The following is a 21,852-nucleotide window of genomic DNA, read 5'->3' on the forward strand; positions in this document are numbered from 1 at the left end:
CCTTCGCTATTCTGCGTCACTTGGCGTGCGCCAAGAGTAAACATAATCGGTCAGTTCGGTGGCTTTCGCCGCGTCGCCCATATCAAGAGGCATGCGGGTATCGATCATCACCGCCACTTCATCGGTCTCTTTTTTCTGATGTTTTTTGCCCGCGGCGAACGCTTTTGGGTGAGGGCCATGTGGGAAGCCACAAGGGTGTAGGGTCACCATGCCGGCATCAATGTTATCGCGGCTGAAAAAGTCACCTTGGTGATAGAAAAGCACCTCATCATAGTCATCGTTGTTGTGGTAGAAAGGCACCTTCAGTGCGCCAGGATCCGACTCGATTGGGCGGGGGACAAAGGTGCAAATCACAAAACCTTGCGCGACAAAGGTGGTGTGTGCGGATGGCGGTAAGTGATAACGATGGCTCATCAACGGGCGGATATCTCGCCAGTTGAGTCGGAATACAGTGAGGTTGCCCTTCCAGCCCACAGCATCGAGTGGGTTATAAGGATAAGTGACGCGGTTAAGCTGTTGGCGCGATTTGATCATCACCTGCCAGCTTTCGTTATCGGATTGCTGGGCTTTAAAGCTATCGTCAATGCGTGCATGTTCTAACACCGCAGGGTCAAACACTGCATGTTCGCCGACGATGCCTCGTTCGGCGCTCATGTAGGAGCCATGTGTCGCTTCAATCATCAACAAGGTGGTGGCCTCATCCGGCACCAGTCGCCAGCTGGTGGCGCGAGGGATGATCAAATAATCGCCTTTGGTGTAGCGCAAGTGGCCATAATCGCAATACAGCGAGCCTTCGCCTTGGTGGACAAATAAGCAATCGTCGCCATCGCTGTTGCGCACTAGATAAGACATGGCGGTATCGGTGCGCCATAAGCGAACCTGAACGTTGGCATTGGATAACAGCACAGGCGCATCCATTGGCGACGTGCCTTGAGTTTCAACTCGGTTGGTGTCAAAAGCATGCGGTCGCAATGGGCCTTCCCACTCGCTCCAGCCCGTCGGGGGATGGCGGTGATACATATGACTGGCCGGGCCAAAAAAGCCTTCCTTGCCACACTCGCGCTCATAGGTTCCCTCGGGAAAGTCGCAGTGGGCTTGACGTGAGGCATCCCCTTCACGAATGGGGAATGAAAACCACTTTCGCATAACTCGCTCCTTGTGCTGGGCGGCCGTGCTCACCGGGACGGCCAAATAGTTTCAAAAGAAACAATCTATCCGTTTATACTAGCGATCAGAGACGAGAAAAAGCAACGTGCTGTTAACAAATATTTTACCTTGTGTGTTCAGTATTTTTGCCGCCTAAAAATCATAAGTGTAAACAAAGCACTACCTTTGCATCTTATCGAAGCCTCTCGTAAAGTAGGTTATATGATTTCATTTGAAACTAACTGATATGACCCTTCCTCATTTAGCGCTCGATAGCTTTTTGCCTTATAAGTTGGTCCACACGGCGGAGTTAGTTGCCGACAGTCTTGCGGCACGTTATGAAGCAGAGTTTGGATTGTCGCGTCCAGAATGGCGCGTGCTGGCCTCTTTGGGCGCACGTGATGGCGTGATGGCGAAAGATTTAGCCGCAGAAACGCGGTTGGATAAAGTAAAAGTGTCGCGCTTGCTTACTCGTTTAGAGCGGCATCAGTTGGTAGAGCGACGCGCGTGCCAAGGTGATCAGCGCGCCGCGTTAGTCCATTTGACCGACAAAGGCCGCACCCATTATCAGACCATTGTTCCCAAGGTACTGGAGTGGGAAAAAGCCATGCTCGAGGGACTCAGTGCAGCGCAGTATCAAGCGCTTTATCAGGCGTTAGATGCGTTGCAGCACCGCGTTCATGAGCTGGCTCAGACGGACAGTGACGCCGCGAGTGTCTGACGGCGCAGCACCACGGCATATAGGTACGCCATAATACCGGCCAGTAGATTGGCAATGGCGATTCCCGCAAACAGGCCATGGGTGCCGTTGACCATGCCGCCCAGCCATGCACAGGGCACTAAGAAGATAAACAAACGCACTAGGTTGCAGGCGAACGAATGCAGCGAACGCTTCATGGCATTCAGGCCACCGACCAATAACATCAAGGTGCCTTGTAAGCCGTAACTGGCCGGGACCACCATTAAATAGTGGGCAATTTCTTGTTGAACCCGCACATCGTCACTGAATACATCCGCAATCAGATCGATAAAAGGCCACAGCGACAAGTACAAGGCAAACTGAAACAAGATGGCAAAGCGCATCGCGCTAAACAGCGCTTGAAAGGCCCGTTGATGGTATTGCGCACCAAAGTTTTGCGACATTAAGGGCGTGAGCGATGACGTCATCGCCATCATCACAATTAATAAAATGGCTTCAATACGCTGAGCGGCGCCATAGGCGGCAACGCTTTCTGTTCCCTGTGAGGCGAGCATCATCATTAAAATGGCGCCTGCGGCTGGGTTTAAGGCATTGGTCATTCCAGCCGGCATGCCAATTTTGAGGATCTGACGCACGTCAGTCGCTAGCTTGGTCCATTGCGGCGCCATCAGCAGCCGTTCACGGCGAATAAGTATACTTAGTGCGGCTATTAATGCGCCGGCCCAGCTGACGGCACTGGCGATGGCCGCCCCTTGCACTCCCAGTTCGGGAAATGGGCCCAAGCCAAAAATCAGTAAGGGGTCGAGCACGCCATTAATGACGCCAGAGATCATCATGATTTTCGCCGGCGTTTTCGTGTCACCCGTGGCACGGATAGCCGCATTCCCTGCCATCGGCACGACGAGTAATGGAATGGTGAGGTACCACACCTGCATATAATCGTGGATTAACGGCAATAAGTTGTCGCTTGCCCCCAACGCGGAGAACACTGGGTCGATGGTGGCCGCCCCCAACCAGCCGACGGCCATCACCATGAAGACCGCCAAGATCAAACCATGACTCGAGACCCGCGCGGCATCTTGATGATCGCCCTGACCAAGCAATCTTGCCACCAAGGCAGCAATGCCGACCCCTAATCCTAGTGTGATGGAGTTAACCGCAAAGGTGATGGGAAACGTGAAGCTCACCGCGGCTAATGCTTCCGTGCCAAGCAGTGAAATAAAGAAGGTATCCACCACATTGAACATGATGATCGCAAATAGCCCAAATACCATGGGCACGGTCATCTTACGCAATGTGAGGTTGATCGGGGCGGACAGCAGCCCGTGTTTGTCGTTCATAATCTCTGATCACTGGGTTGGGACGGCTTACCCTAGCGGATCGCACCTAGGTGAGGAAGTTGCTGGGTAAAAAAAATCAAAAAAATTGCTGTAAAACCCTTGGGAAAGAAAAAGGGCGTCCCCACATAGGGAGTTACATCAGGAACCGGACGCATGAACGGCCTGTGTGCATACTTACTTCATCAAACGGAACATCATTACTAATTCAGGAGACGACCGATGAACATTCGTCCACTACATGATCGCGTTATCGTTGAGCGCCAAGAAGCTGAGTCTAAATCAGCAGGCGGCATCGTGTTAACTGGTTCTGCTGCAGAAAAGTCTACTCGCGGTAAAGTACTGGCGGTAGGCAATGGCCGTATTCTTGAAAACGGCAACGTGCAGCCATTGGACGTTAAAGTGGGTGACACTGTTATCTTCTCTGAAGGCTTCGGTACCAAGAGTGAAAAAATCGACGGTAAAGAAGTCCTGATCCTGTCAGAAAGCGACATTATGGCAATCGTTGAGTAATTCATTTCACCTCCAATCAAGAACGTAAGAAAGGAATAGAATCATGGCTGCTAAAGACGTTAAATTTAGTGACGACGCGCGCGCGAAAATGCTCGAAGGTGTGAATGTTCTGGCGGATGCCGTGAAAGTCACACTAGGCCCTAAAGGTCGTAACGTTGTTCTAGACAAATCATTCGGTGCGCCAACCATCACCAAAGACGGCGTGTCTGTTGCCCGTGAAATCGAGCTGGAAGACAAGTTCCAGAACATGGGCGCACAAATGGTAAAAGAAGTCGCTTCACAAGCAAATGATGCGGCAGGTGACGGTACGACCACTGCCACTGTATTGGCGCAATCTATCGTCAATGAAGGCTTGAAAGCGGTTGCAGCGGGTATGAACCCAATGGATCTGAAGCGTGGTATCGACAAAGCGGTGGTTGCTGCGGTTGAAGAGCTGAAAAAACTGTCTTCACCTTGCTCAACCAGCAACGCGATCGCTCAGGTGGGTACTATCTCTGCCAACTCAGATGAGACTGTGGGTAAGATCATTGCTGAAGCCATGGATAAAGTGGGTCGCGACGGTGTTATCACTGTTGAAGAAGGTCAATCTCTGCAAGACGAGCTGAGCGTTGTTGAAGGCATGCAGTTCGACCGTGGTTACCTGTCTCCTTACTTCATCAACAACCAAGAAGCTGGCAACGTTGAGCTGGATAACCCATTTATCCTGCTGATCGACAAAAAAGTGTCTAACATCCGTGAGCTGCTACCAACGCTAGAAGCGGTTTCTAAAGCCTCTCGTCCACTGTTAATCATCGCAGAAGATGTTGAAGGTGAAGCGCTGGCGACATTGGTTGTCAACAACATGCGCGGCATCGTAAAAGTTGCTGCGGTGAAAGCGCCTGGCTTTGGTGATCGTCGTAAAGCGATGCTACAAGACATCGCGACACTGACTGCTGGTACCGTGATCTCAGAAGAGATTGGCATGGAACTGGAGAAAGTGACGCTGGAAGATCTAGGCCAAGCTAAGCGTGTCACTGTCACTAAAGACAACACCACTATTATCGATGGTGTTGGTGAAGAAGCCTCTATCGAAGCGCGTGTTGCTCAAATTCGTCAACAAATCGAAGAAGCGAGCTCAGACTACGACAAAGAAAAACTGCAAGAGCGCGTCGCCAAACTGGCTGGCGGTGTTGCAGTAATCAAAGTCGGTGCGGCGACTGAAGTTGAGATGAAAGAGAAGAAAGACCGCGTTGAAGATGCTCTGCACGCGACGCGTGCGGCAGTGGAAGAAGGCGTGGTTGCCGGTGGTGGCGTTGCGCTTATCCGTGCCGCTAGCAAAGTTGGCGAGCTGAAAGGCGATAACGAAGAGCAAAACGTCGGTATCCGTGTGGCACTGCGTGCCATGGAAGCGCCTATTCGTCAAATCGCGACTAACGCGGGTGACGAAGATTCAGTGGTTGCGAACAATGTGAAAGCAGGTGACGGTAACTATGGTTACAACGCCGCAACCGGTGAATACGGTGACATGATCGAAATGGGTATTCTTGACCCAACCAAAGTGACTCGTAGTGCACTGCAATTTGCTGCCTCTGTTGCTGGTCTAATGATCACCACCGAAGCAATGGTTACTGACTTGCCACAAAAAGATGGCGGTGCTGATATGGGCGCTGCTGGTATGGGTGGCATGGGCGGTATGGGCGGTATGATGTAATTGCCCTTCCCCTGAAAAAGAAAAACCCAGCTTCGGCTGGGTTTTTTGTTTTAGCTCGACCGTCAGTGGGCGTGATAACTAGTGCGGAGACGCAGATGAAAATAAATTCATCACGGCCACACCGGCGACAATCAGTGCCATTCCAATCACCGCAGGCGTATCAAGCTTCTGACCGAAGACCAGCCAACCAATGAGCGCTATCAAAGTCACACCGGCGCCAGCCCAGATGGCATAAGCAATGCCCACAGGGATCGCTCGGAGTGTTAGCGCAAGCAAATAGAAGGAAAAACTGTATCCCACCACCACTAATACAGAAGGGACGAGCTTAGAAAAGCCGTCACTGTTTTTGAGTGATGCGGTTGCAATCACCTCTGCCACGATGGCAAACCCCAGAAAAAGCCAATGCTTCATATCGATGACTCCCTAGTGAGAAACAGAGCGACTATGCTACCAGCCCGAATGTATGATGTATGCCACATTTTATGGAAAGAGCAGAGGGTGGGTACTATAATAGGAAGCTTGGTAAGCGAAAGTGGGACGGTTTTTGCCGGTTTATTAAACAAAACGACCGTTTTTGTTTACTTTTTGCGCTAACGAAAAGTTTTTTGCAAAAAGGGGTTGCGGGAAAAACTGAAATCTCTATACTGCGCTTCCTGTCGACGGGGCAATGAGACGCAAGTCACGAAATGCCGACCACTAAATCGACACGCTCTTTAACAATTTGACCTATGCAATCTGTGTGGGCACTCGTTGAGAATAGACAAAAAGATTTATTCGATGAACTGAGTGACCAATTCATGTTGGTGCAGCCTTGAGCTGTTTTGATTTCACTTTTTTAAAAGTGGATACCAACAGGAGCACAGTCAATTCGTTTTTCTCTTCGGAGATAAACAGTAATCAGTATTCATTGAGCTGAAACTTCGGTTTCGAAAAAAAACTTTAATTGAAGAGTTTGATCATGGCTCAGATTTAACGCTGGCGGCAGGCCTAACACATGCAAGTCGAGCGGAAACGGCAGTATTGAAGCTTCGGTGGATTTACTGGACGTCGAGCGGCGGACGGGTGAGTAACGGCTGGGAACCTGCCCTGACGAGGGGGATAACCGTTGGAAACGACGGCTAATACCGCATAATGTCTACGGACCAAAGGTGGCCTCTACATGTAAGCTATCGCGTCGGGATGGGCCCAGTTAGGATTAGCTAGTTGGTAAGGTAATGGCTTACCAAGGCGACGATCCTTAGCTGGTTTGAGAGGATGATCAGCCACACTGGGACTGAGACACGGCCCAGACTCCTACGGGAGGCAGCAGTGGGGAATATTGCACAATGGGGGAGACCCTGATGCAGCCATGCCGCGTGTGTGAAGAAGGCCTTCGGGTTGTAAAGCACTTTCAGCAGTGAGGAAGGTAGTGTACTTAATACGTGCATTGCTTGACGTTAGCTGCAGAAGAAGCACCGGCTAACTCCGTGCCAGCAGCCGCGGTAATACGGAGGGTGCGAGCGTTAATCGGAATTACTGGGCGTAAAGCGCATGCAGGCGGTTTGTTAAGTCAGATGTGAAAGCCCGGGGCTCAACCTCGGAACCGCATTTGAAACTGGCAGGCTAGAGTCTTGTAGAGGGGGGTAGAATTTCAGGTGTAGCGGTGAAATGCGTAGAGATCTGAAGGAATACCAGTGGCGAAGGCGGCCCCCTGGACAAAGACTGACGCTCAGATGCGAAAGCGTGGGTAGCAAACAGGATTAGATACCCTGGTAGTCCACGCCGTAAACGATGTCTACTTGGAGGCTGAGGTTTAAGACTTTGGCTTTCGGAGCTAACGCATTAAGTAGACCGCCTGGGGAGTACGGCCGCAAGGTTAAAACTCAAATGAATTGACGGGGGCCCGCACAAGCGGTGGAGCATGTGGTTTAATTCGATGCAACGCGAAGAACCTTACCTACTCTTGACATCCAGCGAATCCTTTAGAGATAGAGGAGTGCCTTCGGGAGCGCTGAGACAGGTGCTGCATGGCTGTCGTCAGCTCGTGTTGTGAAATGTTGGGTTAAGTCCCGCAACGAGCGCAACCCTTATCCTTGTTTGCCAGCACGTAATGGTGGGAACTCCAGGGAGACTGCCGGTGATAAACCGGAGGAAGGTGGGGACGACGTCAAGTCATCATGGCCCTTACGAGTAGGGCTACACACGTGCTACAATGGCAGATACAGAGGGCAGCGAGACAGCGATGTTAAGCGAATCCCTTAAAGTTTGTCGTAGTCCGGATTGGAGTCTGCAACTCGACTCCATGAAGTCGGAATCGCTAGTAATCGCAGATCAGAATGCTGCGGTGAATACGTTCCCGGGCCTTGTACACACCGCCCGTCACACCATGGGAGTGGGCTGCACCAGAAGTAGATAGCTTAACCTTCGGGAGGGCGTTTACCACGGTGTGGTTCATGACTGGGGTGAAGTCGTAACAAGGTAGCCCTAGGGGAACCTGGGGCTGGATCACCTCCTTACTGACGCTATTCTTGCGAGTGTTCACACAGATTGTATAGGTTGAAGTATTAAAGAGGATATGTTCCCAAACATATCGATGCGTCCCATTCGTCTAGAGGCCTAGGACACCGCCCTTTCACGGCGGTAACAGGGGTTCGACTCCCCTATGGGACGCCACTTTATAAACATACTTTCGAGTGTGATTACAAAGTGGTTTATTTAGCAATAAACGACATGCTCTTTAACAATCTGGAAAGCTGACAAGTCATTCTTTAAAGAATGACAGTAAAGTTCTCAATCAGTGACAGAAATGTCACTCACACAATCAAGTGTGCTTGGGCTTTGTCTTAGTGATAAGCAAAGTCTCTATTTTGAGTCCGGCAAAAACAAAACCTTAATTAGTTGATGATTCAACACTCAGTGGTTTTGCGACGCAGATTTCTTTTTTAGACAATCTCGCGCGAGGCGTTTGTCGCTGGGAGCGTAACGAGTTACGTGACCGAGCAAACGGTGAGCAAGAGGCCGTATAAAAGAGAAAGATCGAGCAAAAAGACCTCTTGGGGTTGTATGGTTAAGTGACTAAGCGTAGACGGTGGATGCCTTGGCAGTCAGAGGCGATGAAGGACGTATTAACTTGCGATAAGCCCAGATAAGGCAGTAAAAGCCATTTGAGTCTGGGATTTCCGAATGGGGAAACCCACCTGCATAAGCAGGTATCTTAGCGTGAATACATAGCGCTAAGAGGCGAACTCGGGGAACTGAAACATCTAAGTACCCGAAGGAAAAGAAATCAATTGAGATTCCGGCAGTAGCGGCGAGCGAACCCGGAGCAGCCCTTAAGCGGCTTAGGCGTTAGGTGAACAGGTTGGAAAACCTGGCAATAAAGGGTGATAGCCCCGTAACCGACAACGCTTTAGTCGTGAAAACGAGTAGGACGGGACACGTGATATCTTGTCTGAACATGGGGGGACCATCCTCCAAGGCTAAATACTCCTGACTGACCGATAGTGAACCAGTACCGTGAGGGAAAGGCGAAAAGAACCCCTGTGAGGGGAGTGAAATAGAACCTGAAACCGTCTACGTACAAGCAGTGGGAGCCTCCTTTGTGGGGTGACCGCGTACCTTTTGTATAATGGGTCAGCGACTTAATGTTAGTAGCAAGGTTAACCGCATAGGGGAGCCGTAGGGAAACCGAGTCTTAACTGGGCGTGTAGTTGCTAGCATTAGACCCGAAACCGAGTGATCTAGCCATGGGCAGGTTGAAGGTTGAGTAACATCAACTGGAGGACCGAACTCACTAACGTTGAAAAGTTAGGAGATGACCTGTGGCTAGGGGTGAAAGGCCAATCAAACTCGGAGATAGCTGGTTCTCCCCGAAAGCTATTTAGGTAGCGCCTCGGACGAATACTACTGGGGGTAGAGCACTGTTAAGGCTAGGGGGTCATCCCGACTTACCAACCCTTTGCAAACTCCGAATACCAGTAAGTACTATCCGGGAGACACACGGCGGGTGCTAACGTCCGTCGTGGAGAGGGAAACAACCCAGACCGCCAGCTAAGGTCCCAAAGTTATCGCTAAGTGGGAAACGATGTGGGAAGGCTCAGACAGCCAGGATGTTGGCTTAGAAGCAGCCATCATTTAAAGAAAGCGTAATAGCTCACTGGTCGAGTCGGCCTGCGCGGAAGATGTAACGGGGCTAAGCGATACACCGAAGCTGCGGCAATGTCCTTATGGGTATTGGGTAGGGGAGCGTTGTGTAAGCTGTTGAAGGTGTGCTGAGAGGCATGCTGGAGGTATCACAAGTGCGAATGCTGACATGAGTAACGATAAAGGGGGTGAAAAACCTCCTCGCCGGAAGACCAAGGGTTCCTGTCCAACGTTAATCGGGGCAGGGTAAGTCGGCCCCTAAGGCGAGGCCGAAAGGCGTAGTCGATGGGAAACGGGTTAATATTCCCGTACTGCTGCTTACTGCGATGGGGGGACGGAGAAGGCTAGGTGGGCCTGGCGATGGTAGTCCAGGTTCAAGTGCGTAGGCTGATTTCTTAGGCAAATCCGGGAAATCAAGGCCGAGACACGATGTCGAGCCACCAAGGTGGTGAAGTCATTGATGCCATGCTTCCGGGAAAAGCCTCTAAGCTTCAGGTAAGTAGCAACCGTACTCCAAACCGACACAGGTGGTCGGGTAGAGAATACCAAGGCGCTTGAGAGAACTCGGGTGAAGGAACTAGGCAAAATGGTACCGTAACTTCGGGAGAAGGTACGCTGCCCGCGGTGAAGTCCCTTGCGGATGGAGCTATGGGCAGTCGCAGATACCAGGTGGCTGCAACTGTTTATTAAAAACACAGCACTGTGCAAAATCGAAAGATGACGTATACGGTGTGACGCCTGCCCGGTGCCGGAAGGTTAATTGATGTGGTTATCGCAAGAGAAGCCATTGATCGAAGCCCCGGTAAACGGCGGCCGTAACTATAACGGTCCTAAGGTAGCGAAATTCCTTGTCGGGTAAGTTCCGACCTGCACGAATGGCGTAATGATGGCCACGCTGTCTCCACCCGAGACTCAGTGAAATTGAAATCGCAGTGAAGATGCTGTGTACCCGCGGCTAGACGGAAAGACCCCGTGAACCTTTACTACAGCTTGGCACTGAACATTGAGCCTACATGTGTAGGATAGGTGGGAGGCTTTGAAGCGGCGACGCCAGTTGCTGTGGAGCCATCCTTGAAATACCACCCTTGTATGTTTGATGTTCTAACTTAGCCCCGTTATCCGGGGTGAGGACAGTGCCTGGTGGGTAGTTTGACTGGGGCGGTCTCCTCCCAAAGAGTAACGGAGGAGCACGAAGGTGGGCTAATCACGGTCGGACATCGTGAGGTTAGTGCAATGGCATAAGCCCGCTTAACTGCGAGAGTGACGGCTCGAGCAGGTACGAAAGTAGGTCATAGTGATCCGGTGGTTCTGAATGGAAGGGCCATCGCTCAACGGATAAAAGGTACTCCGGGGATAACAGGCTGATACCGCCCAAGAGTTCATATCGACGGCGGTGTTTGGCACCTCGATGTCGGCTCATCACATCCTGGGGCTGAAGTCGGTCCCAAGGGTATGGCTGTTCGCCATTTAAAGTGGTACGCGAGCTGGGTTTAGAACGTCGTGAGACAGTTCGGTCCCTATCTGCCGTGGGCGTTGGATGATTGAGGGGAGCTGCTCCTAGTACGAGAGGACCGGAGTGGACGAACCGCTGGTGTTCGGGTTGTGTCGCCAGACGCATTGCCCGGTAGCTAAGTTCGGCACAGATAAGCGCTGAAAGCATCTAAGCGCGAAGCTGGCCCCGAGATGAGTCATCCCTAGAGCTTCGAGCTCTCTAAAGGGTTGTCGTAGACGACGACGTTGATAGGCAGGGTGTGTAAGCGTTGTGAGGCGTTGAGCTAACCTGTACTAATTGCCCGTGAGGCTTAACCATACAACACCCAAGAGGTTTTGGGTTGGACTTGAAATAAGCCAGTTGATTGTGACGAGAACGAACAGCTTTCTAGGTTGATGGTTTTCACTTTAAAAAAGTGAAGACAAAACAGAATTTTGCTTGGCGACCATAGCGCTTTGGACCCACCTGACTCCATGCCGAACTCAGTAGTGAAACGAAGCAGCGCCGATGGTAGTGTGGGGTCTCCCCATGTGAGAGTAGGACATCGCCAGGCTTTGATTATAAATTGTGACTGTTGCTTGCGATTTTTGATAGCTGCGATGCTCATGTACTGACCGTACACTGCGCGTCTCGCTTCAAAACTCCCGTCACACAGACACAATTTAAGCATCAAAGCAGATATATGTAAGACTTTGATGAGAAAATACCAAGCCCTGACCTGATGGTCGGGGCTTTTTTGTATCTTGAGGGGGCATCAGCCCTGTACGCCTTGCTGCAAAATGCTCATCACACAGACACCAACCGACACTTTTCCATATTAATAGGCCGTATAAGACTTGGATCGCTGGCTGACGTGGGTTTTATCCATTGCTGGATAGGCGTAAACACCTGATCGTACCGATGTCGTTATGCGTATTAAGACGAGGTTAGGAGGGACGTTTATGGTGACGCTATTTTATGACAGTTTGTGCCCGTTATGCGTCAAGGAAATGCGCAAGCTGTCACGTTGGGATAAAAACCAACAGCTCATACTGGAAGATATTCATCATTCCGATTTTGCAGCCCGTTTCCCCGATGTGGATCCCAAAGCCGCTAATCGCATTTTGCACGCCAAAGATAGTCACGGACAGATGGTGTATGGTTTAGACGCAACCTATGCTGCATGGCACGCGGTAGGCAAGGGGTATTGGGTGAGTTGGTTACGCTGGCCCGTGATCGCTTGGTTTGCGGACCAAGCTTATTTGTTTTTTGCCCGCCATCGGTATCGGATCTCCGCATTATTAACCGGGCAGGCACGTTGCCAACAGTGCCAACTGAAATAAGGAAGGTTATGTCTTTGAGTGTGTTCGGCCATGATGACATCATGAGCATGGAAAAACGTTATCGCGCAGCCTTTATCAATAGCTTGTCAGGCTTTAAGTCTGCAAACTTATTAGGGACCAGCGACGCTGAACGACAAACGAACTTGTGTATGGTTAGCTCTGCTTTTCACCTAGGCGCGAATCCGGCGTTGATGGGAGTGATTATCCGACCTGATACCGTGGTGCGGGATTCTCTTGAAAACATTCGTCAGTTAGGTGTGTATACGCTCAACCATGTGAGTGAGGCGATGCTCACTGCCGCGCATCAGACATCTGCACGCTATCCTCACGACGTCTCAGAGTTTGATCAAGTGGGTCTGACGCCATTATGGCGAGATCGCTTCAATGCCCCTTACGTGCAAGAAGCTGCGGTGCGCTTAGGATTAGTGTTGAGAGAAGAGCATACGCTGGCAATTAATGGTACACATTTACTGATTGGAGAAATCAGTGAAGTTCATGTGCCCGAATCGTGTGTCAAAGATGATGGCTACGTAGATATTGAACAAGCAGGCAGCGTTGCGGTTAGCGGTTTAGATAGCTACCACCGTACCGCACGCATTGGTCGGCTTAGCTACGCCAAACCGGATTGTTTCCCTGAGTGGCTTGATTAGCGGGTACGCGCCATGTAGTGGGCATCGACAAACTCGCCATTGCGAAACGCAAACTGTTTGGCGGTGCCTTCAATTTCAAAGCCAAATTTTTGATAGAGGTGGATCGCAGCCGCATTATCCGTGTAAACGGTTAGCTCTATCCGTGATACGTTCAGCCAGTTTTCGGCTAAATCGATCGCTTTTTCCATGAGCGCACTGCCTATGCCGCGGCCTTGATAGGCATCATGAACGCCCATGCCAATATCTGCAACGTGGCGACGGCGAGGATTCGCGGCAATGACGAAGCCGAGATTACCGACCACTTTACCTTCCAGCTCGGCAACCAATGGGTATACGCCATCTGGTACGTTATTAAGCCGTTTTTCCCACATGGCGAGGCTTGGCATCGGCAATTGTAAGGTGCCTGCTTGCGCCTTGGGTTGCGCATAGATATCGCGTATCGCCGGAATGTCGTCGGCGTGGTATTGACGAATAATCAGAGACATAACACATCCTTGTGGTGAACTTTCCTCTCTAATAAGCCATGGAAGCAAAGATAAATCAACAGCTTATATTAATTAAGTCACTGATTATTCACTCTAAATGCAGATCAAGCGGGGTTTTACTCGCTCGCCCGCCAATTTCTCGGGTCAGTCGGGGGACCAAATAGCCGGAAAGCTGGCCGATAATGTCTTGCATTAAGGCGCGCGCTTTATCGTCTGAGACTAAAAAGTGAGCGGCGCCTTGGACTTTATCCAATACATGCAGGTAGTAAGGCAAAACGCCAGCCTCAAACAGCCGTTGGCTCAGTGCCACCAACGCATCCGCACTGTCATTTACGCCTTTGAGAAGCACGCTTTGGTTAAGCAGCGTGATGCCTGCTTGTCGCAGCATGTGGAGTTTGTGGCTTAATTCTGCATTAATCTCATTGGCGTGGTTGATGTGGGTGACGAGTACCACTTGTAAACGTGAACGCGATAAGCGCTCGGTAAACGCAGAGGTGACACGAGCGGGGATCACCACAGGTAGCCGTGAATGAATGCGTAGCCGCTTAACATGCGTTATGTCTTCTATGGCGCTGATGAGCCAATCGAGCTCCTCATCTTTGGCCATCAGCGGGTCACCACCGGATAAAATCACTTCATCAATCTCTTTATGGGCGGCGATATAGTCCAGCGCCCCTTGCCATACGCGTTTACTGCCTTTGTTGTCTTGATAAGGGAAATGGCGACGGAAGCAATAACGGCAATTGATTGCACAGCCTCCTTTAACGATCAGTAAGACACGGTTGTGGTACTTGTGTAACAACCCAGGAATCGCATTGTCTTGTTCTTCCAGTGGGTCAGCGCTGAACCCGTCAACGTCATTAAACTCGTCGGCAATGGGGAGGACTTGTTTTAGCAGTGGATCATCAGGGTTTCCTTTTTCCATCCTAGCCACAAAACTGCGTGGCACACGTTGGGCAAAAAGGCGACGAGCACTAAATCCTGCCTCCCAGTCGGATGGTGAAATTTCAAGCAGTTGCAGCAGTTCCTTGGGATCTGTGATCCCCTCTGCGAGTTCTTTGGTCCAGTTTCGCTCAACAGCAGGCTGGATTCGGGTTATGATGTGCGACATTTGTGAAAACTCGAAGATGTTAAGAGGATCAAGATGGCGTCTTTCAGCACCAATGAATTCCGCGGCGGATTGAAAATTATGCTCGATAACGAGCCGTGTGTCATTACCGAAAATGAGTTCGTGAAGCCGGGTAAAGGCCAAGCCTTCAACCGGGTTAAAATCCGTAAGCTGATTTCCGGTAAGGTTCTAGAGAAAACATTCAAATCAGGTGACAGCGTTGAAGCTGCCGATGTGATCGATGTGGAAATGGACTACCTCTACACAGATGGTGAGTTCTATCACTTCATGAACAACGAAACCTTTGAGCAAATCGCTGCCAACGAGAGTGCAGTGGGTGATAACGTCAAATGGTTAGTTGAAAACAACACCTGTACACTCACGTTGTGGAATGGTGACCCAATCGTGGTTACCCCACCTAACTTCGTCGAACTTGAAGTGACTGAAACCGATCCGGGTCTAAAAGGGGATACCCAAGGTACTGGCGGTAAACCCGCGACACTGATCACAGGGGCCGTTGTTCGTGTGCCTTTGTTTATTCAAATCGGTGAAGTCATCAAAGTGGATACACGCTCGGGTGAGTATGTAAGCCGCGTAAAATAATTGGCATTTCGAATGCCCGATAAAAAAGCCCTGACCGAATTGGTTCAGGGCTTTTTTGTATGCTTAGATGCTATACGACAAGGACGAGTAGCACGGCAGTGACACTGACGGCAAAGGCGATGGCATAGCAAACCACTTTCCCGGCCAGTCCCACGTGCAGCTTAAGATCATGTAAGCCATGATGGATGCGATGCATGGCATGCCACATCGGTAAGGCAAGGGTCGCCAAGATCAGCAACTTACCTAACCAGTGCTCCGCGAACATCATCACACGTTCGTAACTTAGGGCGGATGGGTCGATGATCCCAAGTGGAATTAAAACACCCAAAATCAAGACAGTAATCGGCGTGAACATGGCAAACCATGTACCGCCTGCACCAAACAGGCTCCACCATACTGGCTCGTCGGAGCGCTTAGGTTTTAAATCAATCATAACGCCTCCTAAATGAGCACCAAGGCCAGCAACGAAATTACTGCAACGGCTCCCCATTGCGCCCCAATCACCCACTTGCCGTCGAGCAATTTTCCTTTGATACGAATCGGCATGACCTGCGGCATCATGCTAAAAAATGTCGTGGCATGAAACAGGCTTGCCGCCAGGGCGACCACGTTTAATAGGATCACCACAGGGTGGGCCATATAATCCAGCCAGCCTTGCCACGCTTGAGGGCCTTGTACGAGACAAATCAAACCCGCAGTGAGGCTCAGTGTGAAAAAGACCAAAGGCAGTACCGTGGCCTCGCGCACCATATAAAAGCGATAAAACGGATGATGCAGCCACCAAGTACGAGGCATGGGCCGCATATAAGGTTTACGGTTACTCATCCTGTTATCTCCTTGCCTTCTTTATTGGGGTTAAACATGGCGATCACCATATCTTGGGTAGAGGCAACCTTGCCTTGATTGACCGCGCCCGCCGGATCGACACCTTTCGGGCAGACTTTTGAGCAGTAGCCCACAAAGGTACATCCCCATGCTCCGTTATCGCTGTTTATCAGTGGCATACGCTCATGTTGTCCCCCATCTCGGCTATCGAGGTTATAGCGATGGGCGAGGGTCAGTGCGGCTGGGCCGAGGAAGTCTGGATTGAGGCCAAACTGCGGGCAAGCGGCGTAACATAAACCACAGTTAATGCAGGCGGCAAATTGCTTGTAGCGCGCCATCTGCTCTGGGGTTTGTGTGTTAGGACCATCTTCAGGACGACGGTCGTTGCCGAGAATATAAGGTTTGATCGCTTCCAAGCGCTCAATAAATGGCGTCATGTCGACAATCAAATCTTTTTCGATAGCAAAGTTTGCTAGCGGCTCAATCAGTACGCCGTTCGGGTAATCGCGTAAAAAAGCCTTACACGCGAGTTTAGGCACGCCATTGACCATCATGCCGCACGAGCCGCAAATGGCCATGCGACATGACCAGCGATAAGCCAATGACTTGTCGAGGTTGTCTTTGATATAGCCCAGCGCATCAAGCACAGAGAAGGTGTCGTCTCCGGGGACGACAAACTCCTGCGCGTAAGGTGCATCATCTTTTGCGGGATCGTAGCGAAGGATAGAAACTCTATAGGTAGCTTGCGTCATTGTGCTTGCTCCTCTTGTTGCCCCTCACTGGCCGCTTGAGCCTGCTCCGCAGCATCACCATACAAGCGGTCTTTCGGTTGAGACTTGGTGATCTTCACGTCACTGTAATCAATCCGTGGACCACCTTCGGGTTGGTAAAATGCCAAGGTGTGCTTGAGGTAGTTGTCATCATCACGGGTTGTGCAGCCATCATCAAGGCGTTGATGGGCGCCACGAGACTCGCGTCGCTGAATGGCAGAATGCGCCATGGCTTCGGCCACTTCGAGCCCATAACCTACTTCGATGGCATACAACAAGTCGGTGTTAAACACACTGCCTTGATCTTGGATGCTGATCTGTTGATAGCGAGCTTTCAGTTCGGCGATTTTATCAATCGTGGCTTGCATTAGATCTTCGCGACGATAAATACCGCAGCCGGCTTCCATGGTGTCCCCCAGCTCTTTGCGAATATCTGCCCAGTTTTCTTCGCCTTGATGGCTCAAGAGCTTATCAATGCGTGCTTTAACGTCTTGGATCTGGGCATCGATCGCCGCTTGATTCCATCCCGTAAACTCACGCGTACGTTGTGCGGCACCTTCTCCGGCGAGTCGACCAAATACGGCCAGCTCAGCCAGTGAATTCGATCCTAAGCGATTGGCGCCGTGCAGGCCGACGGAGGAGCATTCGCCCACCGCAAAGAGTCCTTTTACGCGGGTTTCGGTCTGGGCATTGGTTTCTATGCCCCCCATGGTGTAGTGGACGGTCGGACGAATTGGGATTGGTTCTTTGGCCGGATCGACGTTGACGTACGCTTTGGCTAATTCACAAATAAACGGCAACCGCTCTTGTAAGAAGTCTTCACCTAAGTGACGCAAATCAAGGTGCACCACATCACCTAATGGATGCTTGATGGTGTTCCCTTTTTGTTGCTCGTGCCAAAAGGCTTGTGAGACTTTATCGCGCGGCCCCAACTCCATATATTTGTTTTTTGGCTCGCCCACGGGTGTCTCTGGGCCAAGGCCATAATCTTGCAAATAGCGATAACCATTTTTGTTGACAATAATGCCCCCTTCACCGCGACAGCCTTCGGTCATCAAGATGCCAGTGCCGGGCAAGCCTGTGGGGTGATACTGCACAAACTCCATATCACGTAATGGAATACCGTGGCGATAAGCCATCGCCATACCATCACCGGTGACGATGCCGCCATTGGTGTTACAGCTGTATACACGGCCAGCACCGCCGGTGGCGAGCACCACTGATTTGGCTTTAATGCAGACCAGTTCACCTTCTGCCATATGCAGGGCAATGAGGCCTTGGATTTGGCCATCATCCACGATTAAGTCGACCACGAAGTATTCATCTAACCGCTGAATTTGTGGGTATTTAATCGAGGTTTGGAACAAGGTGTGAAGCATATGGAAGCCAGTTTTATCGGCGGCAAACCATGTACGCTCGACTTTCATGCCGCCAAAACGGCGAACATTGATGCTGCCATCGTCTTTACGGCTCCAAGGGCAACCCCATTGCTCTAATTGGATCATCTCTTCTGGGCAGTGCTTGACGAAGTAGTCCACAACGTCCTGCTCGCACAGCCAGTCACCGCCGCTAACGGTGTCATTAAAATGGTTGTCTAGGCTGTCTTCATCCTTGATGACGGCAGCCGAGCCACCCTCTGCAGCCACAGTGTGTGAGCGCATCGGGTAGACCTTGGACACCAGGGCAATATTGAGAGACGGATCCGCCTCAGCGGCCGCAATGGCGGTGCGCAGTCCAGCGCCGCCGGCGCCAATAACTGCAATATCTGTGGTGATGGTCTGCACGTTCATCCTCCAGTGTAGGGAAAGCCAGTGCTTGGCTTGTTTATTGTTCTGCCGACATGGTAGGCAATCCTCACCGAGTAAAAATTGATTCAGTTGGGGAATTGCAGCGATTTTGCGGGCATGGGAGTTAAATTGCATAAAACTGTGAGGTGGGTCGTTAAGTGTCGGCGAGCCATGAAAAAACAGCGTTCTCTTACAAACAGAATGCGCACAGTGCCACGTTTTCGCCGTGCCTCATCTTGGCGTACTGGTTGTTATTCGCCAGCGTGACGCTAGACTGACGCCATTCGCGCAATGAGAGATTGATATCATGACTCAAGCCTGTTCATGGCAGCCAACGGCCTCAATGACACAGTTGAAAAAAAGATCGGCCATTATTGCCCGCATTCGTCAATTTTTTGCTGAGCGTGCAGTATGGGAAGTCGATACCCCAGCGTTGAGCCAAGCGGCGGTGACGGATGTGCACCTACACAGTTTTTCCACCTCGCTGGTCGGCCCTGGCTTTGCCAAGGGGTTACCCTTGTATTTGATGACCAGCCCAGAATTTCATATGAAACGATTACTGGCGGCGGGTAGCGGCGCCATTTATCAAATCAGTAAGGCGTTTCGTAATGAAGAGGCGGGGCGTTATCACAATCCAGAATTTACCATGCTCGAGTGGTATCGACCGGATTTTGACCATCACCAGTTGATGGATGAAATGGATGCGCTGTTGCAAGCGGTACTCAGGTGCCAAGGTGCGACGCGAATGAGCTATCAAGCGGCTTTTCAATCATGCACTGGACTTTGTCCATTACGCGCGGATATTGACCAGCTGCGAGCCCTTGCTGCTACCCAAGGACTTGCTGATATCACTGAGGATGAAACCGACAAAGACACCTTGTTGCAACTGCTTTTCTCGGTGATGGTTGAGCCGAATATTGGTCAGCAGGCGCCGGCTTTTGTTTACGACTTTCCGGCATCTCAAGCCGCGTTAGCCAAAATCAGTGAGGCGGATCCACGTGTTGCACACCGTTTTGAGGTGTATTTTCAAGGCATTGAACTCGCTAATGGATTCTATGAGCTTCAAGATGCCCAGGAGCAGCGCCGCCGCTTTGAGGCGGACAATGCGATGCGAGTGGCAAGAGGTTTGCGCCCACAACCTATCGATCAACACTTACTCGCCGCCTTGGATGCGGGGCTGCCGGATTGTGCAGGGGTCGCGCTAGGGATCGATCGCCTTGTGATGCTCGCGCTCGGTTGTGATCACATTGATGCGGTGACCGCGTTTCCTGTCTCACGCGCGTAGCGCCATAAGAAAAACGCCACCTTGCGGTGGCGTTTGAAAGGAAAGGGCATTCACCTAGACTTTAAATTTTGACAGGTCTTGGTGCATGTCACGTGCTGCTTGCGCCATGCTTTCGCCTTGGTCTCCGGTTGCACTAGCTTGTTGGTGGATCTCGTAGGAGAGATCTTTCACCGCTTGGGTGTTCCGGTTGATATCGTCAGTCACCGCACGTTGCTCTTCCGCGGCACTGGCAATTTGGATCGCCATTTCAGAAATCGTACTGATTGCTGTGGTGATCTGATTGAGTCGCTCGCTGGCCGCTTCTGCCCGCTCAACACTCGATGTCGCCATATTATTACTTTGCATCATGTCATCCACCGCACGTTGGGTGGTGTGCTGCAAGGTCTCAATCATGTTGCGAATTTCTTCGGTCGAGTCATGGGTGCGCTGGCTGAGCACTCGCACTTCATCGGCCACAACGGCAAATCCACGCCCTTGCTCACCCGCGCGTGCTGCTTCGATGGCAGCGTTCAATGCTAACAAGTTGGTCTGTTCTGCGACACCTTGAATGGTCGCAATGATTTGGTTGATGCTCTGAGCATTTTCATCCAATTCACGAATGACATTGGTGGCCCGCTCCACTTGATCGGCCAATTGGGTGATCGCATTTCGGTTATCGCTTACCACACTTAACCCTTCTTGGCACGATTGTTCGGCTTGTTGGGCGGAGGTAGCGGTGTCTTCAGCGTGACTGGCCACTTCATTGGCGGTGGCGGACATCTCATGGATAGCCGTGGCAATCTGGTCAACATCATTTTGCTGCTTATCGACCAATTGGCTTGATTGCAGGGCATGCGTGCGACACTCTTCTGCGCTTTGCGACAGCGTCATGCTCTGATTGACCGCTTTACCGACCATTTGCTGAAGTTGGGCGAGAAAGGCGTTCATGTATTCGGCCAGTTCACCAATTTCGTCCTGACGAACAATATTAATGCGTTGGGTCAGATCGCCTTCACCCGCGGAAAGGGCATGGACGGCGCCGGTTAACTCGCTTAATGGCTTCAGGAGCTGTTTGATTAAGGCACCGGCAATAAAAGCGATCACGATAAAGAGGATCACGGAAGCGACCACCACAAAGGTGATTTGCTCCGATACGGAGGCATAGGCGTCGCTCTTATCTTCGACAATCCCCAAGGTCCAATCGGTATTCGGCACGTCAATGGCTGCGAGTAACTTGTCTTCACCTTTTAAATCAAAGGTCACCAACTTGCCCTGACGACTGGCACTGTCTATAAACGCTGGCGTCAGTTCCGCATCGAGCTCGGTGAGTGGCTGTCGACTGAGTTCGGTATCACGGTAAGCCACAATACTATTGCTGCCATCGACTAAAAACGCAAAGCCATTACTGAGCTTAAGGTTTAGGACCTGATCGACAATGTCGGTGACGGTCACGTCAGCGGCAATCACCCCTTGATAGCGGCCATTAAAGGATTTCGCTAAGCTGACCACCAGACTGCCATCAAAGTCTTGATAAGGCTCGGTAATAATCAGCTCGCTGCTCTGATTGGCGTTCTTATACCAAGGGCGAGTGCGAGGATCGTAATCTGCAGGCCAATCTTCGCTTTTGTCGCCATATGCGATACGACCATCACTGAACCCTGCATAGACAGACAAAAAGTGCCCAGCGCGCTTGGTGACGAGCAACTCACGGTCAACATTGGGTTGATTGGCAATCAAGGATTCATTGGCCAACAACATATCCGCACGGGTGCTTAGCCAGCTATCGATGAACTGTGCGGTGGCATCGCCGACGTCTTGCATCTGTTTAGTGATGCTGCTGGTGGTCTCGTTTTGTAATTGTCTGACTGAAATGGTGGCAAGCACCGCACTGACCAAGGCCACGATCAAGGCGATGGCCACAATGATTTTCAGTTTTATGGTTGGTTTGGGCATAGACACATTTCCACATCTAAGAGATTAGATTGATTGTAAACGTGTCATTTGCAGTAAAATCCGATCAGTTATGCAATTTGTGTCA

Annotated in this window: 17 protein-coding genes, 1 tRNA gene and 3 rRNA genes; 11 read left to right on the forward strand and 10 right to left on the reverse strand. The window is 51.0% G+C overall.

Annotated features, from left to right (window positions below):
- Window positions 1-6: 6 nt before the first annotated feature.
- Complete coding sequence (locus E8E00_RS00860) at window positions 7-1,146, reverse strand: homogentisate 1,2-dioxygenase (protein ID WP_069586957.1); 1,140 nt, start codon at window positions 1,144-1,146, stop codon at window positions 7-9.
- Between the two features lie 232 nt (window positions 1,147-1,378).
- Between E8E00_RS00860 and E8E00_RS00865 the strand changes: the two genes are divergently transcribed.
- Window positions 1,379-1,867: a MarR family transcriptional regulator gene (locus E8E00_RS00865; RefSeq protein ID WP_338013069.1), complete on the forward strand. Its 489-nt coding sequence runs from the start codon at window positions 1,379-1,381 to the stop codon at window positions 1,865-1,867.
- On the opposite strand, the gene E8E00_RS00870 is transcribed toward E8E00_RS00865, so the two are convergent.
- Window positions 1,837-3,186, reverse strand: a complete 1,350-nt coding sequence (locus E8E00_RS00870) for an MATE family efflux transporter (protein ID WP_096630132.1) — start codon at window positions 3,184-3,186, stop codon at window positions 1,837-1,839. The genes E8E00_RS00865 and E8E00_RS00870 overlap by 31 nt on opposite strands.
- Before the next feature lie 219 nt (window positions 3,187-3,405).
- Here E8E00_RS00870 and E8E00_RS00875 point away from each other — a divergent pair, with 219 nt between their 5' ends.
- Entirely contained in the window at window positions 3,406-3,696 is a 291-nt protein-coding gene (locus tag E8E00_RS00875) for a co-chaperone GroES (protein WP_069586954.1), read from the forward strand.
- Window positions 3,697-3,739: 43 nt separating this feature from the next.
- Window positions 3,740-5,386, forward strand: coding sequence for a chaperonin GroEL (gene groL / locus E8E00_RS00880; protein ID WP_077456079.1), 1,647 nt, complete (start codon window positions 3,740-3,742; stop codon window positions 5,384-5,386).
- Between the two features lie 78 nt (window positions 5,387-5,464).
- Here the strand turns inward: groL and E8E00_RS00885 are convergent, their stop codons facing one another.
- Window positions 5,465-5,797: an SMR family transporter gene (locus tag E8E00_RS00885; protein ID WP_069586952.1), complete on the reverse strand. Its 333-nt coding sequence runs from the start codon at window positions 5,795-5,797 to the stop codon at window positions 5,465-5,467.
- A 529-nt stretch (window positions 5,798-6,326) separates the two neighbouring features.
- Here E8E00_RS00885 and E8E00_RS00890 point away from each other — a divergent pair.
- The 6 genes from E8E00_RS00890 to E8E00_RS00915 all read left to right on the forward strand — a co-directional run bounded on the left by E8E00_RS00890 (window position 6,327) and on the right by E8E00_RS00915 (window position 12,972).
- Window positions 6,327-7,881, forward strand: a 16S ribosomal RNA gene (locus E8E00_RS00890).
- Between the two features lie 81 nt (window positions 7,882-7,962).
- A tRNA-Glu gene (locus E8E00_RS00895) sits at window positions 7,963-8,038 on the forward strand.
- A gap of 392 nt (window positions 8,039-8,430) precedes the next feature.
- A 23S ribosomal RNA gene (locus tag E8E00_RS00900) occupies window positions 8,431-11,318 on the forward strand.
- Window positions 11,319-11,437: 119 nt separating this feature from the next.
- A 5S ribosomal RNA gene (rrf, locus tag E8E00_RS00905) occupies window positions 11,438-11,553 on the forward strand.
- The 16S, 23S and 5S rRNA genes sit together here with 1 tRNA gene alongside, the layout of an rRNA operon.
- A 388-nt stretch (window positions 11,554-11,941) precedes the next feature.
- Window positions 11,942-12,322, forward strand: a complete 381-nt coding sequence (locus E8E00_RS00910) for a thiol-disulfide oxidoreductase DCC family protein (protein WP_096630127.1) — start codon at window positions 11,942-11,944, stop codon at window positions 12,320-12,322.
- 8 nt (window positions 12,323-12,330) lie between these two features.
- Window positions 12,331-12,972, forward strand: a complete 642-nt coding sequence (locus E8E00_RS00915) for a flavin reductase family protein (RefSeq protein ID WP_096630125.1) — start codon at window positions 12,331-12,333, stop codon at window positions 12,970-12,972.
- On the opposite strand, the gene E8E00_RS00920 is transcribed toward E8E00_RS00915, so the two are convergent.
- A complete protein-coding gene (locus tag E8E00_RS00920; protein WP_077458296.1) occupies window positions 12,969-13,457 on the reverse strand; it encodes a GNAT family N-acetyltransferase in 489 nt (162 codons plus the stop codon). The genes E8E00_RS00915 and E8E00_RS00920 overlap by 4 nt on opposite strands.
- A gap of 88 nt (window positions 13,458-13,545) precedes the next feature.
- Window positions 13,546-14,568, reverse strand: a complete 1,023-nt coding sequence (gene epmB / locus E8E00_RS00925; RefSeq protein WP_096630122.1) for an EF-P beta-lysylation protein EpmB — start codon at window positions 14,566-14,568, stop codon at window positions 13,546-13,548.
- Between the two features lie 33 nt (window positions 14,569-14,601).
- Here epmB and efp point away from each other — a divergent pair, with 33 nt between their 5' ends.
- A complete protein-coding gene (gene efp / locus E8E00_RS00930; protein WP_069586864.1) occupies window positions 14,602-15,168 on the forward strand; it encodes an elongation factor P in 567 nt (188 codons plus the stop codon).
- Window positions 15,169-15,238: 70 nt separating this feature from the next.
- Here efp and frdD read toward each other — a convergent pair whose 3' ends face one another.
- The 4 genes from frdD to frdA are packed head-to-tail and all read right to left on the reverse strand — an operon-like array spanning window position 15,239 to window position 18,547.
- Complete coding sequence (gene frdD / locus E8E00_RS00935; RefSeq protein WP_096630119.1) at window positions 15,239-15,601, reverse strand: fumarate reductase subunit FrdD; 363 nt, start codon at window positions 15,599-15,601, stop codon at window positions 15,239-15,241.
- Window positions 15,602-15,609: 8 nt separating this feature from the next.
- The gene (frdC, locus tag E8E00_RS00940) at window positions 15,610-15,993 is read right to left on the reverse strand and encodes a fumarate reductase subunit FrdC (protein WP_069589732.1); all 384 of its coding nucleotides are present in this window, start codon (window positions 15,991-15,993) and stop codon (window positions 15,610-15,612) included.
- Window positions 15,990-16,745: a succinate dehydrogenase/fumarate reductase iron-sulfur subunit gene (locus E8E00_RS00945; protein ID WP_069589731.1), complete on the reverse strand. Its 756-nt coding sequence runs from the start codon at window positions 16,743-16,745 to the stop codon at window positions 15,990-15,992. Before E8E00_RS00945 ends, frdC begins: the two co-directional genes overlap by 4 nt.
- A complete protein-coding gene (frdA, locus tag E8E00_RS00950; RefSeq protein WP_069589745.1) occupies window positions 16,742-18,547 on the reverse strand; it encodes a fumarate reductase (quinol) flavoprotein subunit in 1,806 nt (601 codons plus the stop codon). The genes E8E00_RS00945 and frdA overlap by 4 nt, the downstream gene beginning before the upstream one ends.
- Before the next feature lie 310 nt (window positions 18,548-18,857).
- On the opposite strand from frdA, the gene epmA reads away from it, so the two are divergent.
- On the forward strand, window positions 18,858-19,835 hold the full coding sequence (gene epmA, locus E8E00_RS00955; RefSeq protein ID WP_069589730.1) for an elongation factor P--(R)-beta-lysine ligase: 978 nt from the start codon (window positions 18,858-18,860) through the stop codon (window positions 19,833-19,835).
- 54 nt (window positions 19,836-19,889) lie between these two features.
- Here the strand turns inward: epmA and E8E00_RS00960 are convergent, their stop codons facing one another.
- A complete protein-coding gene (locus E8E00_RS00960; protein ID WP_069589729.1) occupies window positions 19,890-21,767 on the reverse strand; it encodes a methyl-accepting chemotaxis protein in 1,878 nt (625 codons plus the stop codon).
- Between the last annotated feature and the right edge of the window lie 85 nt (window positions 21,768-21,852).

Origin of the sequence: Salinivibrio sp. YCSC6 (assembly GCF_004916735.1) — a bacterium.
Taxonomy (GTDB): domain Bacteria; phylum Pseudomonadota; class Gammaproteobacteria; order Enterobacterales; family Vibrionaceae; genus Salinivibrio; species Salinivibrio proteolyticus.

Bases quoted from the DNA above. Each gene is read 5' to 3' on its own strand.
- E8E00_RS00920 (WP_077458296.1), bottom strand. From the start codon at position 13,457: ATGTCTCTGATTATTCGTCAATACCACGCCGACGACATTCCGGCGATA.
- epmA (WP_069589730.1), top strand. From the start codon at position 18,858: ATGACTCAAGCCTGTTCATGGCAGCCAACGGCCTCAATGACACAGTTG.
- frdD (WP_096630119.1), bottom strand. From the start codon at position 15,601: ATGATTGATTTAAAACCTAAGCGCTCCGACGAGCCAGTATGGTGGAGC.
- E8E00_RS00945 (WP_069589731.1), bottom strand. From the start codon at position 16,745: ATGACGCAAGCTACCTATAGAGTTTCTATCCTTCGCTACGATCCCGCA.
- epmB (WP_096630122.1), bottom strand. From the start codon at position 14,568: ATGTCGCACATCATAACCCGAATCCAGCCTGCTGTTGAGCGAAACTGG.
- efp (WP_069586864.1), top strand. From the start codon at position 14,602: ATGGCGTCTTTCAGCACCAATGAATTCCGCGGCGGATTGAAAATTATG.
- E8E00_RS00885 (WP_069586952.1), bottom strand. From the start codon at position 5,797: ATGAAGCATTGGCTTTTTCTGGGGTTTGCCATCGTGGCAGAGGTGATT.
- groL (WP_077456079.1), top strand. From the start codon at position 3,740: ATGGCTGCTAAAGACGTTAAATTTAGTGACGACGCGCGCGCGAAAATG.
- E8E00_RS00870 (WP_096630132.1), bottom strand. From the start codon at position 3,186: ATGAACGACAAACACGGGCTGCTGTCCGCCCCGATCAACCTCACATTG.
- E8E00_RS00875 (WP_069586954.1), top strand. From the start codon at position 3,406: ATGAACATTCGTCCACTACATGATCGCGTTATCGTTGAGCGCCAAGAA.
- E8E00_RS00915 (WP_096630125.1), top strand. From the start codon at position 12,331: ATGTCTTTGAGTGTGTTCGGCCATGATGACATCATGAGCATGGAAAAA.
- frdC (WP_069589732.1), bottom strand. From the start codon at position 15,993: ATGAGTAACCGTAAACCTTATATGCGGCCCATGCCTCGTACTTGGTGG.
- E8E00_RS00860 (WP_069586957.1), bottom strand. From the start codon at position 1,146: ATGCGAAAGTGGTTTTCATTCCCCATTCGTGAAGGGGATGCCTCACGT.
- E8E00_RS00960 (WP_069589729.1), bottom strand. From the start codon at position 21,767: ATGCCCAAACCAACCATAAAACTGAAAATCATTGTGGCCATCGCCTTG.
- E8E00_RS00910 (WP_096630127.1), top strand. From the start codon at position 11,942: ATGGTGACGCTATTTTATGACAGTTTGTGCCCGTTATGCGTCAAGGAA.